This window comes from Acinetobacter sp. LMB-5 (assembly GCF_001541635.1).
Lineage (GTDB): Bacteria > Pseudomonadota > Gammaproteobacteria > Pseudomonadales > Moraxellaceae > Acinetobacter > Acinetobacter pittii.
This window is the reverse complement of sequence record NZ_LRDR01000014.1, coordinates 12,940-26,857: the sequence shown is the minus strand read 5'-3', so window position 1 is coordinate 26,857 and position 13,918 is coordinate 12,940. Positions and strand designations below refer to the sequence as shown.

At 39.1% G+C, this 13,918-nt stretch carries 11 protein-coding genes; 8 read left to right on the top strand and 3 right to left on the bottom strand.

The features are described 5' to 3' along the window. Positions 1-6 precede the first annotated feature (6 nt). Together cydB and AW165_RS16405 are read right to left on the bottom strand one after the other, a co-directional pair. Positions 7-1,014: a cytochrome d ubiquinol oxidase subunit II gene (gene cydB, locus AW165_RS16410; RefSeq protein ID WP_060466432.1), complete on the bottom strand. Its 1,008-nt coding sequence runs from the start codon at positions 1,012-1,014 to the stop codon at positions 7-9. After that, positions 1,007-2,452: a cytochrome ubiquinol oxidase subunit I gene (locus AW165_RS16405; protein ID WP_005076460.1), complete on the bottom strand. Its 1,446-nt coding sequence runs from the start codon at positions 2,450-2,452 to the stop codon at positions 1,007-1,009. The genes cydB and AW165_RS16405 overlap by 8 nt, the downstream gene beginning before the upstream one ends. A 643-nt stretch (positions 2,453-3,095) precedes the next feature. Here AW165_RS16405 and AW165_RS16400 point away from each other — a divergent pair. From AW165_RS16400 to AW165_RS16385, 4 genes are all read left to right on the top strand, one after another. Then, positions 3,096-3,914 carry a hypothetical protein gene (locus tag AW165_RS16400; protein WP_002114561.1) on the top strand — a complete coding sequence of 273 codons (819 nt, stop codon included), beginning with the start codon at positions 3,096-3,098 and terminating at the stop codon, positions 3,912-3,914. 134 nt (positions 3,915-4,048) lie between these two features. Beyond that, positions 4,049-5,344, top strand: coding sequence for an acyl-CoA dehydrogenase family protein (locus AW165_RS16395; RefSeq protein ID WP_060466431.1), 1,296 nt, complete (start codon positions 4,049-4,051; stop codon positions 5,342-5,344). Positions 5,345-5,521: 177 nt separating this feature from the next. Further along, on the top strand, positions 5,522-6,913 hold the full coding sequence (locus AW165_RS16390; RefSeq protein WP_060466430.1) for an LLM class flavin-dependent oxidoreductase: 1,392 nt from the start codon (positions 5,522-5,524) through the stop codon (positions 6,911-6,913). Positions 6,914-7,108: 195 nt separating this feature from the next. Beyond that, entirely contained in the window at positions 7,109-8,575 is a 1,467-nt protein-coding gene (locus AW165_RS16385; RefSeq protein WP_060466429.1) for an MFS transporter, read from the top strand. A gap of 61 nt (positions 8,576-8,636) precedes the next feature. Here the strand turns inward: AW165_RS16385 and AW165_RS16380 are convergent, their stop codons facing one another. Continuing rightward, complete coding sequence (locus AW165_RS16380) at positions 8,637-9,821, bottom strand: hypothetical protein (protein WP_060466428.1); 1,185 nt, start codon at positions 9,819-9,821, stop codon at positions 8,637-8,639. Positions 9,822-10,262: 441 nt separating this feature from the next. Between AW165_RS16380 and tauA the strand changes: the two genes are divergently transcribed. From tauA to tauD, 4 genes are read left to right on the top strand one after another with little or no spacing between them, the layout of a single operon-like run. Next, positions 10,263-11,303 carry a taurine ABC transporter substrate-binding protein gene (gene tauA, locus AW165_RS16375; protein ID WP_081410701.1) on the top strand — a complete coding sequence of 347 codons (1,041 nt, stop codon included), beginning with the start codon at positions 10,263-10,265 and terminating at the stop codon, positions 11,301-11,303. Positions 11,304-11,312: 9 nt separating this feature from the next. Next, positions 11,313-12,107, top strand: a complete 795-nt coding sequence (locus AW165_RS16370) for a taurine ABC transporter ATP-binding protein (protein ID WP_060466426.1) — start codon at positions 11,313-11,315, stop codon at positions 12,105-12,107. Further along, entirely contained in the window at positions 12,104-12,973 is an 870-nt protein-coding gene (gene tauC, locus AW165_RS16365) for a taurine ABC transporter permease TauC (RefSeq protein WP_057062502.1), read from the top strand. Before AW165_RS16370 ends, tauC begins: the two co-directional genes overlap by 4 nt. 8 nt (positions 12,974-12,981) lie before the next feature. Continuing rightward, a complete protein-coding gene (gene tauD, locus AW165_RS16360) occupies positions 12,982-13,863 on the top strand; it encodes a taurine dioxygenase (RefSeq protein WP_060466425.1) in 882 nt (293 codons plus the stop codon). Positions 13,864-13,918: the final 55 nt, after the last annotated feature.

Sequence of the window (13,918 nt, the reverse complement as noted above, 5' to 3'; positions counted from 1 at the left end):
CCATACTTAATGATAGCCTTCATCACCTACACGGACTTTGTCTCTAAATACCCAGTAAGACACAATGGTGTAAGCAATAATGATTGGAATCAAAATAAGTGCACCGACCAAAGCAAACATCTGGCTTGAATGAGGCGCTGCTGCCTGCCAAATGGTGACTGATGGCGGAATAATATAGGGCCATAAACTAATCACAAAACCAGTAAATGCAAGGAAAACGAGAGCCAATGTATATGCAAATGGTTTAAGGTCATGATCCTGCTTTTTACAAGCCGATAAAATCAGGCCAACAAACAATAAGACCAAAATAGGTACAGGACTAAAATAGAACAGATTTGGTAAAGAGAACCAGCGATCTGCAATTTCAGGATGAGTCAGAGGCGTATATAAACTTACGCCACCAAAAATAATGAGCAGTGCAATAATCAGCTTTGGCATAAGCTCATACATACGTTGCTGCAAACCTTTTTCGGTTTTTAAGATCAGCCATCCACATCCTAAAGTGGCATACATCGCAACTACACCAATACCTGTAAAGATCGTAAATGGAGATAACCAGTCAAATGGACCACCAGCATAAATACCATTTTCGGTTTTAATCCCTTGGATATAGGCACCCAGAATAATCCCTTGTAGGAAGCTGGTTAAAACTGAACCCCAAATAAAAGCCAAGTCCCAAAGGTGTTTGGTGCGATGAGCTTTAAAACGGAATTCAAAAGCAACGCCACGGAAAATCAGGGCAATCACCATGAAAATGATCGGTAAATATAGTGCTGATAAAACTGTTGAATAGACCAGTGGGAAGGCAGCATATAGACCAGCGCCACCGAGTACCATCCACGTTTCATTACCATCCCAGACAGGGGCCACGGTATTCATCATCACGTCACGTTCTTGGCTGTTCTTAATGAAGGGGAACATAATCCCGATTCCTAAGTCGAAGCCATCCATGACCACATAAATCATGACACCTAAACCAATAATACCGACCCATATTAAAGAAAGATCAATCATGATGTTTCTCCCCAGATTTTTGATTATCGTCAATGTTTTCATCGACAGCACTGAGTGGACGCATTGGTGTTTTAAAGTGTCCAACGCCACCAGTTTCAATATTTGGTGTATCGATAAATACAGGGCCTTTATTAATGAGTTTTAAGGTGTAGTAAATACCGCTACCAAAAACGATGGTATAGACCACCACAAAAATAAACAGGCTCAGTCCAACCTGATCTGCCGAAACGGTATGTGAAAGCCCGTCTTTAGTGCGCATAATCCCGTATACAACCCACGGTTGACGGCCTACTTCGGTAGTAATCCAACCAGCCAGCATTGCCACATAACCCGCAGGCCCCATCACTACAGCAAATTTATGAAACCATGATGTTTCATAGAGTTTTCCACGCTTACGTAACCAAAGCGCAATTAAAGACAGAGTGACCATGAGCACACCAAGACCCACCATCACACGGAAGCTCCAGAAAACGATGGTTGAATTTGGACGGTCTTCAGGTGCGAAATCTTTTAAACCTGTCACTTGGCCATCTAAGCTATGCGTTAAAATTAAGCTACCTAAATATGGAACACCCACTTCGAAGTGGTTACGTTCTTCTTTCATATCGGGAATTGCAAATAGCAATAATGGCATAGGCTCATTGTGATTGGTTTCCCAGTGACCTTCCATTGCCGCAAGTTTGGCTGGTTGATGTTCACGGGTGTTTAAACCATGGTTATCGCCAATCACCACTTGCAAACAAGAAGTGACAAGTACCATCCAGAGACCCATCGAGAACGATTTTTTCACCAACTCATCGCGACGGCCTTTTACTAAATGCCATGCAGATGTTCCGACGACCAATAATGATGAAACTAAGAAAGCGGCTGCACCCATGTGGGCAAAGCGGTAAGGGAAGGATGGGTTAAAGACAATTGCAAACCAGTCTTTTGGCACAATAATGCCATTTTCGATGGCAAAGCCTTGAGGTGTCTGCATCCAACTATTTGAAGATAGAATCCAGAACATGGAAATACATGTTCCGATGGCAACCATAAGTGTTGCGAAGAAATGGGCTCGAGGACCAACACGTCCCCAACCAAACAGCATAATGCCTAAGAAACCTGCTTCTAAGAAGAAGGCACTCAAGACTTCATAGGTAAGTAAGGGACCAGTAATACTTCCGGCGACACGTGAAAATTCACTCCAGTTCGTACCGAACTGGTAACTCATGACTACGCCCGAGACCACACCCATACCAAAGGCAACGGCAAAGATCTTAATCCAGTACTTAAATAGATCTTTATAAATCGGGTTTTGGGTTCGTAACCATTTCCACTCTAACACTGCTAAAAAGCAGGCAAGACCGATGGAAGTGGCCGGAAAAATAATATGGAAGGATACTGTAAAAGCAAATTGTATTCGCGCTAATTCTAGAGCGGTTAGACCGAGGCTCATAAACTTTCCCCCTGTGAACTAGCTGATGATGGTTAAATGAGTTAAATACTTATTTTCAGGCAACAAAGTATTCTGACGATTAAACTTGCTTCTGTGATAGATCTTCTTAGCAAGTAAAATGCCAACAGGGTTAAGCAACATAATTGCTTGATATTTCAAGAGAATATACTGATTGATTGTTCTCAATCTGTTAACAAAGTTTATGCTTGATGTTGCATTTGTAAAAATGCATGTTGCATTGAAACATTGATGAAATATCTGGCGATATGCAATAGATCGTCTCATGAAAACTACCTACCTTAAGAAGTTTCCTTAATCATGCACTTACTAATTTTGTATATGTAGATACAGAAATTTTTTATAAAACTATAACAGTCTGGAGCAGTCACGAGGTGTGCTATAGTTTTTTTTCAATTATCTGTAGCTATGTATCCATTCTTCAAAAGTCCAAAATAAATGAACAAGATTTACGAATGGCCAAAATCACTCTCCAAAATACAGCGAATGCGACTTTGGGTAATAAGCGCAGAATAGTTTCTTCTCTTTTATTCCTTTGTTGTTTTGCGTGAGGTCTGGTTGTTACGTAGGTTATTAAAGACCTGATTTAAGTGTAGCTCTTCTAAAATAGCTTGGATGTTAAAAAATGTTTATTACTTCTCAACTCAATGTCCTGCATAAAATTATTAAAAATCAGCCTATTCCTGTTTCTATATTGGCTCAGTTAGAGCAAACCTATGTTAATTTTGAAGCTACTTTATTAAGAGCGAAAGTACTCAGAGACTTTTCTAAATCTGAAACTGTATATTTAATCCAAGCTCATATTGAACCACAGCAAAGTAGTGTGGCTTATCTATTTTCACCATTTATTTTTGCTAACTTAAATAAGGCCGCTATTTATACAACGCCTGCAACTGCGCCTGTGCTTTCTATTCTTAATAAATATTACCAAGCTGAGAAGAAAGTACTCTTTAAAGTAGATGACGTTTTAGAAAGTCTAAAAATTTATATAGATTTGGAGCTTGCAGAGCTTAATGAGGTTGAGTTTATTTATTTAAGCCTAATCAAGGCACTGTGCCGAAGTGATCTCTCTACAGTTTTTTTAATTACGAGTTTAGACGTAGATGTCGAGCATTTAAAAGCACTGGAGCAATTTTTAAAGATCAAAATTTATTGGATTAAAAACACAAAAGATGATGACTTAAAAAACCTAAATGGCTTAGAAATGCGGAAATTATTATTCAAAAATAAAGATGAAACTTATGTAAAACTATGCGCGAAATTCGCTCAAATGAATGCTGAGTTGGTAGGACTCTGTGACACTTTCACGACGCCTCAAATGACGCATTTAATTGACGACATGTTTTATTCAGAGCATATTTTCGAAAAATTATCTGTCTATTCAGAATATATACAAACACTTCTACAAAGCCAGCAGAGCATTAGACAAAAAGAACTATCTTAGGGCTTGGGAGATGGGCTTTTTATGTTTGTGTGTGGGTTCTTATATAAAGAATGAATACAGTTATAAAAAAATAATCGTTTTCATGTGAAATAAATATTTTATGGTAAAAGCAAAGCAATATTGGTTTTACTTACATGACAAATTTAAATTTTGAGCATCATCTCGGTTCACTAACGCATGCAGCACTTAGTCAGGCTTCAATCATTTCTCGCGTGTGGGGTGAAGGGCCAACTGAGCGTTATGATGAATTGGCAAAAAATTTCAGACCGACTTTTGCCCGTATTAAAGAAGGGGCTTTAATCCGTGAGCAGCAGCATATTTTGCCCTATGAACAACTTCAGTGGCTCAAAGATATTGGTTTTACACGGTTAAGACTTCCCAAAGCTCATGGTGGCTTTGATGCAACCATTCCTGAACTATTTGCATTACTCGTTGAACTTGCAGAGGCCGACTCAAACTTACCGCAAGCTTTGCGTGTGCATTTTGGTTTCACTGAAGATGTGTTGGTGAGTAAAGACAAAGCGTTTCAACAGCGCTGGCTTAGCCGAATTGCAAATGGTGAAACGGTTGGCAGCGCGTGGTCTGAAGGCGGGAAAGAGTCAATTGATCAGTTTGAAACTCATTTGTATCGAGACAGTGACGGTAAAATTCGCGTTAAAGGTAAAAAATATTATACCACTGGTAGCCTATATGCAGACTGGGTTGACGTTGGTGTAACAGATTTAAAAGGTGAATCTGGTTCAGTCGTTGTCCGTCGTGAAGATGAAGGTGTCGAAATTGTTGATGACTGGAATGGCTTTGGTCAGCAACTTACCGCGAGTGGTACAGCATATTTCCATGATGTATTGGTCGATGAAACTGAAATTTTACCTGATGATGATCGTTTTAAATATTCAGCGGCTTACTATCAACTGGTCCAACTGGCAATCATTACAGGTCTAGGACGTGCTGCAACCTATGATGTTTCTCAAACTGTTGCTAAACGTACCCGAAACTATACGCATGCGAATGCTCAATTTGTAAAACAGGATCCGCAAATTTTACAAGTAGTAGGTCAAATCCGTGGTGCAGCTTACAGTGCAGGGGCGATTGTTGAAAAAGTCGCACAAAGCTTACAACGTGCTTACTTGGCTGCATTTCAAAATAATGAGCAGCTTGAAGAAGAACAAAATGCACTTGCCGAGCTTGAAAGTGCACAGTCTCAAACGGTTATTACCGATCTAATTTTAAATGCTTCTACCATTTTATTTGATGCTTTAGGTGCTTCTGCAACAGACAAAGATTTAGGCCTAGATCGATACTGGCGTAATGTACGAACTTTATCTTCACATAACCCGAGAGTATTTAAAAATCGAATTGTCGGTGATTTTAGCGTAAACGGCACATTACCTCCGTATCAATGGCGAATAGGGAATGTTGCTAAACAATAAATTATAGTTTTAGATATTAAGCTGCTATTTTAGCGGCTTAATATTATTTTGATTGTTTAGAAATAAATTATAAAAATCTATTAGAATAAAATCATATTTTGTTTGGGGTATATATTATAAAGAAAACATAAAAATTGCTTTAGTATAAAAATTAAATAAAATGCTGGCGAATATTTTATGACTAAGAAAATTAGTTTTAATGCTTTTGAAATGAATTGTATTGCCCACCAATCTCCTGGATTATGGCGACATCCTCAAGACCGATCTATTGAATATAAAGATTTAGAATATTGGACAGATTTAGCACAAATTCTTGAGCGTGGTTTTTTTGACGGTATTTTTATTGCAGATGTGCTTGGTATTTATGACGTTTATCATCAAAGTGCTGAACATGCCTTAACAGGTGCAGTACAAGTTCCTGTCAATGATCCACTACAGATTGTGCCAGCGATGGCAGCAGTCACAAAGCACTTGGGCTTTGGTGTCACAACTTCTATTTCCTTTGAACATCCTTATCCTTTTGCTAGGCGTATTAGCACGCTAGACCATTTAACCAAAGGGCGAGTTGGATGGAATATCGTGACGTCTTATTTAGAAAGTGGTTCGAAAAACTTGGGTCTAAAAACTCAGGTTAATCATGACAATCGTTATGATATTGCTGATGAATATTTAGAAGTCCTTTACAAACTTTGGGAAGGGTCTTGGGAAGAAGGTTCGGTACTTCGCGATCGTGAAAGCGGTATTTTTGCTGACCATAAAAAAGTGCATCCAATTCAGCACGAAGGCAAATACTTTACTGTACCGGGTATCCATATTTGTGAGCCATCACCGCAGCGAACACCAGTACTCTACCAAGCAGGTGCATCATCACGCGGCCAGAAGTTTGCGAGTCAAAATGCCGAGTGCGTATTCATAGCAGCGCCGTCTAAAATTGCCACTAAAAAAGTGGTACAGGGCATTCGTCAAAAATTGGCTCAAGAAGGCCGCGACCCGTACTCAGTTAAAATTTATGCGCTTTTGTCGATTGTCACTGATGAAACCGATGCAAAAGCACAGGCTAAGTTTAGAGAATATCAAAGCTACGGAAGCTGCGATGGGGCATTAACATTACTGTCTGGCTGGTCTGGTGTTGATTTTTCACAATATCAACCGACCGATAAAGTTGAATATATTCAAACCAACGCGATTCAATCTTTATTAGATTGTTATGTAAATGCAGATCCAGAGCGTGTTTGGACCATTGAAGAAATTGCAAATTGGAACAGCTTAGGCGGTAATGGACCTGTGTTAGTGGGTTCGGCAGAAACAGTTTCAGATGCTCTACAGCAATGGGTTGAAGATACCGATATTGATGGTTTCAACCTTGCCTATATTTTGGCGCATCAAACCTTTGCCGATGTAGTTGAGTTTATTGTGCCAGAGTTGCAAAAACGTGGGGTATATCAAACCTCATATGCACAAGGAACATTAAGAGAAAAATTATTTGGTGCTGGGCCATATTTGCCTGAAAATCACCGCGGTGCAAAATATCGTAATCTAAAGGAATTAAAACTTGCTGAAGCGAGTTAATATTTTGGAAAACCTTTAAAATAAATAGCTGGTTAAATACCAGCTTTTATTTTGTCTTTTTATATCGATTTTACTGCTGAGTTAATAATGAAAAGATAATTCTATAATTTAGATTAAAACATCAGATTAATTTGTTTTTGTATTATGTGAATAATCATTATTTTGTTCCTGTTATTAAAGTTTAGGAATTATTAAGTGAGCACACAAGAACTCGATCATAACCATCGTTATGAAATTAAATCTCCCGATGATGTTTCACAATTAATTTCAAAATTTGCAGGGAAGGGTAAATCGAATAAAGTTATTTGGTTGGCACTAATTGGGGTGTTTATTGATGCCTATGATTTAACAACGCTGTCCTTTGGTATTGAGCAAGTTATCTCAGAGTTTTCTTTAAGCCCTGTGATGACTGGGGTAGTGGCTTCAGCAATTGTCTGCGGAACCATTGTTGGTAACCTGATTGGTGGTTGGCTGACAGATAAAATTGGCCGTTATCGGGTCTTTATGGCGGACATGGTGCTCTTTGTCATTGCGGCGATTGTCGCAGGCTTTGCACCTAATGTCTGGGTTTTGATTTTAGCCCGATTTATTATGGGAATTAGTGTTGGTATTGATTTGCCTGTCGCAATGTCATACTTATCTGAGTTTTCCAAGTTTAACGGTAGTAGCAACAAGGCAGCGCGTTTAGCTGCATGGTGCCCAATGTGGTATGCCGCTTCTTCGGTCTGTTTTGGTCTAGTTCTGGCACTTTATTTTCTTTTACCCCCTGAGTATAGCAACTGGTTATGGCGAGCATCTTTAATTTTTGGGGCAGTGCCAGCGTTACTCATTATTTTTATTCGCGGTAAATATTTAACTGAATCACCAATCTGGCTGGCAAACCAAGGCGATTTAAAGGGGGCAGCTAAAGTTCTACAAGAATCCTATGCAATTAATGCAGTCGCTACAGTTGAAAAAGTAGAAAGAACTGCTGAAAAGAAAAAGCGCGAGGGTTTTGCAGTTTTATTTAATAAAACCTATTTGCCAAGAACGATTGTGGCAATTGTGATTCACATTTCGGTGGCATTTCAGTACACGACCATTGCCTTCTTTTTACCTTCTATTTTAACACGTTTCTTTCATACCGATGTCTTGACGACCATTACCACCACGCTTGGACTTAATTTACTATTTGCATTTACGGGTGGGTTGTTAGGGGTATTTGTTGCCAGCAGATTTAAATCTCGTCATGTATTGCTTACAGGCTTTTTACTCCAGTTTATTGCCCTGATTGCCTTAGCATTCATTGGTGAACCGGGTAATAGCTTTTTACTATATACCGCAATTGGCATGCTAGGTTTATGGCTTTTTGCCGAAGGCTTTGGGCCTGGGGCACAAATGATGGTCTATCCAACTATGGCTTATCCAGCTTCGATTCGTGGCGTTGGGGTCGGCTTTAACCGTGCAGTAACGGGCGTTGCTCAAGCAATTGCTTTGTTTGTTTTACCAATCTGGATGGCGGGATATAAAACTGATGTTTATCTGATTATTTCTATCTTTGCGTTTATTCCTTTAATTGTGATTGGACTACTGATTAAGTTTGAGCCTACCGCTCAAGATGTCGATGTGATTGATGAAAATAAAACAGAACTTCCTCTCAATAATTCACCAGTAATCGACTAGAGTAAAAATAAATATCTAGATAAAAATAAAGGCCAACATCTGTTGGCCTTTATTTTTAGAATTAGAAGTAATAAGCAAAAATCACAAATGCTTTTTTATTCCATTTATCATTGCTTCCACCAGCCGCAAGGCCTTCACTGTCTCCTAGATATGGATCGTGTTTACCCATCAACAACTCGGCTTGTACTGTCAATTTTTGATAGTTAAAGGCAATGCCGGGAATAAAACGGGTTGAATCTTTAAAGCCATCTTGCTCTTTTCGATAAGAACTATAGTTTAGGTAGGGGCGAACAGAGGTAATTGGGCCAAACTGCTGAGGAAATAAATAGCTTAGTTCGGCTGAGTAAATCTGACCTTTGGTTGCAGAGTTAAATGAATAATCGAAACCGCCCAAAGTTAGGTGGTCTTTATATTCAGTGTCGGCATTATCAATGTCTTGATAACCAGCCAAAAGCTGTAAATTCCATTGATTGTAATTGGTATTGCTAAAAACTGAATAGACTTGGCGATTGCCATCTTGTCCTGAACGTTTATTTTCAATGGTGGAGTACCATGCAGAGGCGCCCAGTTGGGTAGAAAAATTTTCTTGGCCTAAGACATTTTTAAAGGTATGAGCACCGCGAACAACAATGGAGTCCTTTTCTTTAGTATTGGTGCCTTGTGGTACTGAGTCATCCGCATTGACAGGGTTGATACTAAATCGACTCGAGTCTTTGCTTTTACCTCTATAGGTGCCACCATCGGTAGGATAAAAGGCGAGTTGTGCTTCATTGATTCCATCATTGAAATCATATTTCACCCCAAGGTTGTGTACATCTTCCCAACCGGCACTATTGGCAATGCCTAAATAATAAGTATTTCCCCAAAAGCGACCCAAGCCAAAAGGAACGGGGTTTAAGCCAGCAATAATTTTACTGTTGTCATTAATTTTATAACCCATCCATGCATCGGTGAGCCAATTGGCATCGCCTAAATGCCCGTAATATTCATAAACCCGATAATCTAAGCGGCCAATCCATTTCGGGGAGTTGTAATCTAGCCATAATACGGCGTCATTAAAAGAAAATTTACTGGTAGAGGGTTCAGAGTCAAAATCATAAACATATTTAGCCCGAACAGTACCACTTACTTTAAGCTGACCTTCTTCAGCATTGCCAAAGGTAAGCGCTGCATGACTTGAGAGGCTGAATGTAATTAAAGACGTTGTAATTAATGTTTTTTTCAAAATTTGAGAATGTTTAAACAAAAGAATTTTTCTCCTCTTAAAAATAAAAATTAAATTTGCGTCATGTATAAACCAGAAAAAGATTTGCCCAAATCTCAATATTTGCAGAAGATTTAAGATAAAAAGATAATAAAATCTGAACTTTATATAAAAGAATGAAAATTAATTAGATGCAAAACTCTGGATGCAATATGCAAAAATAAAAATGATCAAATATGAGAGGATAAAATACTTAGAGGGCATCTGTCAGGTTTTCCTAATCATATGATTTGTGAATATCGTTTTTAGTTATTGATATATAAGTATTTTAATTTTTATTTTAATCTGTAAGTTTACTTAGAATTTGCTTTTTACCAAAAGATAAAAACTTATAAGGAAAAGTTATTTATAAAAATTAGATAAGCAACTCATATTTTTTTATTTTTCATTATAAAGCCGGCTGCATACCATGGGCTTATATTATTGAAAGATCATGAAATTATGAGCACAAAGACCAAACCGTTGATTATCACGGCAATTGTGGTTGTAGCAATTGTTGCATTTATCGTATGGCAAAATAAAAAAGACAATAATACAAGTGCTTCAGTTCGTGACAACAAACCTGTCGTGATTGCTTATCAAACAGGGGTGGACCCAAGCAAAGTTGCACAGGCTAACGGAGATTATGAAAAACATAGTCAACGGACCATTCAATGGAAAAAATTTGATGCGGGTTCAGATGTAGTTAATGCACTTGCTTCAGGTGATGTGGTACTTGGCAATATTGGTTCAAGCCCACTTGCTGCTGCGGCAAGCCGTGATTTACCGATTGAAGTATTCTTAATTACTTCAAAACTTGGTGGGTCTGAAGCATTAGTGGTGAGTAATAAATCAGGCATTAAAACCCCTCAAGATTTAATTGGCAAAACCATTGCTGTACCTTTTGTTTCAACAACCCATTACAGCCTTTTGTCTGCACTTAAACATTGGAACATTCCAGAAGACAAAGTAAAAATTATCAACTTGCGTCCACCTGAAATTTCAGCTGCTTGGGAACGTGGTGATATTGATGCTGCTTATGTTTGGGAACCTGCTTTAAGTAAAGCCAAAGCATCTGGTACGGTTTTAACCGACTCGAAACAAGTGGGTGAATGGGGCGCTCCAACTTATGACTTATGGGTTGTACGTAAAGACTTTGCAGAGAAAAATCCTGATTTCTTAAAAGCTTTTGTCCAAACCACGCTTGAGCAGCTTGAAAAATACAATCAAGACCCAACCGCTTACGTTAAAGATGCCGATAACGTGCAAAAAATTGCGCAGCTCACAGGTTCTGATCCAAAAGATATCCCGCTTTTATTAAGTGGAAATATTTACCTTGACCACGCTCAGCAAAAACAAACTTTAGATGGTGAATTTGCACAAAATATTTTTGATACGGCGAAGTTCTTAAAAGGTCAGGGCAAAGTCGATCAACTGAAAGCCGATTATAAAGGCAATGTGAATTCTTCATTTTTGCAGCCTTAAGGAGTTGTCATGAGTGTACTAGAAGCCAAACATATTCATCTGACTTTTCCTAAACAGCAAAAGCCAGTTTTACAAGACATTAACCTAACCATTGAAGAAGGTTCTTTAACCGTGATTTTAGGCGAGTCAGGTTGCGGCAAAACAACTTTACTTAATATCTTGGCAGGATTTCAAAAGCCGAGTTCTGGTGATGTGCTTGTAAATCATGAGGTCGTAACTGGTCCAGATGTAACCCGCGCTGTGGTGTTTCAGGATCATGCCTTACTTCCTTGGTTGAATGTTGCAGATAATGTTGGCTTCGCTTTGCAGTTAAAAGGTTTAAAGCGTGCAGAGATTGAGAAACAAGTGAGTGCAATTTTAAAAATTGTAGGTTTAAGTCACGTTGAAAAAGCTAATATTTGGGAACTTTCCGGTGGTATGAAACAACGTGTTGGTATTGCCAGAGCTTTGATCAGTCACGCGCCCTTTATTTTATTAGATGAACCTTTTGCCGCCTTAGATGCTTTTACGCGTGAAAACATGCAGCAATTAGTGCTCGATTTATGGATTCAACAGAATAAAAGCTTCTTTTTAATTACACATGACATTGAAGAAGCATTATTGCTCAGCAATCAGTTAGTTCTGATGACGGCGCATCCAGGCAAAATTGTAGAAACTCTACATCTCGATTTTGCTCAACGATATCGTCAGGGCGAGCCTATTCGTTCGATTAAATCTGACCCTCAGTTTATTCAGCTCAGAGAACAGCTATTTGAAAGTTTAAGGGCTCAAAAACAAAGCGGTAAGGAGGCGTTACCTACATGAACACTAAAGATAACGTCTATGAATATGACAAAGCAGAGCTAAAACTTAAGCCAGATGTGCAAACAGAAAAAGCTTCATTTTTATCGTCATTTTTTGAGAAACATCGCACTTTGGCAGTTAGCATAATTAGTGTGGGAAGTGTGGTTGCACTCTGGTTCCTCATTACTGCTTTGCATGTCGTACCCGAACTGTTTTTACCAAGCCCACAGGCAGTCTGGCAAAAATTTATATCGGTCAGCCAAGAAGGCTTTATGAAGGCGACTTTGTGGCAACACTTGGCAGCCAGTATCTCACGTGTATTTTTAGCTTTGATTGCTGCCGTAGTGATTGGAGTTCCGCTAGGCTTATGGATGGGTCTGAACAAATGGGTTCGCGCTGTTCTAGATCCTTTGGTTGAATTATTACGTCCAATTCCACCGTTAGCTTATTTGCCGTTACTTGTTATTTGGTTCGGTATTGGCGAAACCACAAAAGTACTTTTGATTTTTTTCTCGATATTGGCGCCTGTCATTATTAGTAGTGCGCATGGTGTGTTAAGCCATCAGCTAAATCGTGAACGTGCGGCATTGTCATTAGGGGCAAGTCAGTCACAAGTCTTTTGGCATGTCATTTTACCAACCGCTTTGCCTCATATTATTACCGGTATTCGTATTGGTCTTGGGGTGGGCTGGTCAACATTAGTTGCAGCAGAGTTGGTTGCAGCGGACCGTGGTATTGGTTTTATGGTGCAATCGGCAGCACAGTTCTTAATTACCGATACGGTGATTCTGGGCATTATTGTGATTGCGATTGTCGCAGTTAGTTTTGAGCTGTTTTTACGTTGGTTACAAAAACAGTTTTCTCCTTGGTATGGTCAGCAGTTGTAGTAAAGAAGATGAATACAGTAGTAGCAAACTTAAATATTGAAGTGATCAAGCCTACCATTGGCGCAATTATTCACGATATTGATTTGAATGCGTTAAATGAACAGACAACGCAACAAATCCAGCAGGCTTTGCTTGATCATCAGGTCATTTTTTTTCGAAAGCAACAATTAGCACCGCAAGCACAAGCAGACTTGGCACGTAGTTTTGGCACCTTACATGTGCACCCGATTTATCCTTCAATTGAAGATGTACCGGAGTTGATGGTACTCGATAGCTGGAAACAAGATTTGCGTGACAATGAACTTTGGCACACAGATGTGACTTTTAGTAAAACCCCGCCTTTAGGTTGTGTGTTGCAAGCCATTAAAATTCCACCTGTAGGCGGTGACACTTTGTGGTCCAGCAACACAGCAGCTTTTAAAGGGCTTCCGCTTAAGTTACAGCAAAAACTACGTGGCTTAACTGCAACCCACGATATTCGTAAGTCTTTTCCGCTTGAACGTTTTGCCCATAACGAAGAAGAACGTGAAAAGCTTTTGCAAACATTTAAGCGTAACCCACCAGTGGTTCACCCAGTGGTACGTACCCATCCAGTCACAGGTGAGCCTTTGTTGTTTGTAAGTGAGGGCTTTACCACTCGCATTAATGAGTTACCTGAACAAGAAAGTGAACAGTTACTTAATTTCTTGTTTGAACATGCGACCCAAGAGCAATTTCATTTGCGTTGGAAGTGGCAAGATGGTGATATCGCGATTTGGGATAACCGTTGCACACAACATAAAGCATTATTTGATTATGGCGATGCTCATCGCATCATGCACCGTGCAACTATTAATGGTGATGTGCCGTTTTATAAAGAAGAACAACAGCCAGAGTTAGCAGAGGCTTAATTCCTTTAATTATTCTTTGTTTCAATTCCAACGTAGCGTTTTGAGTTGGAATTGA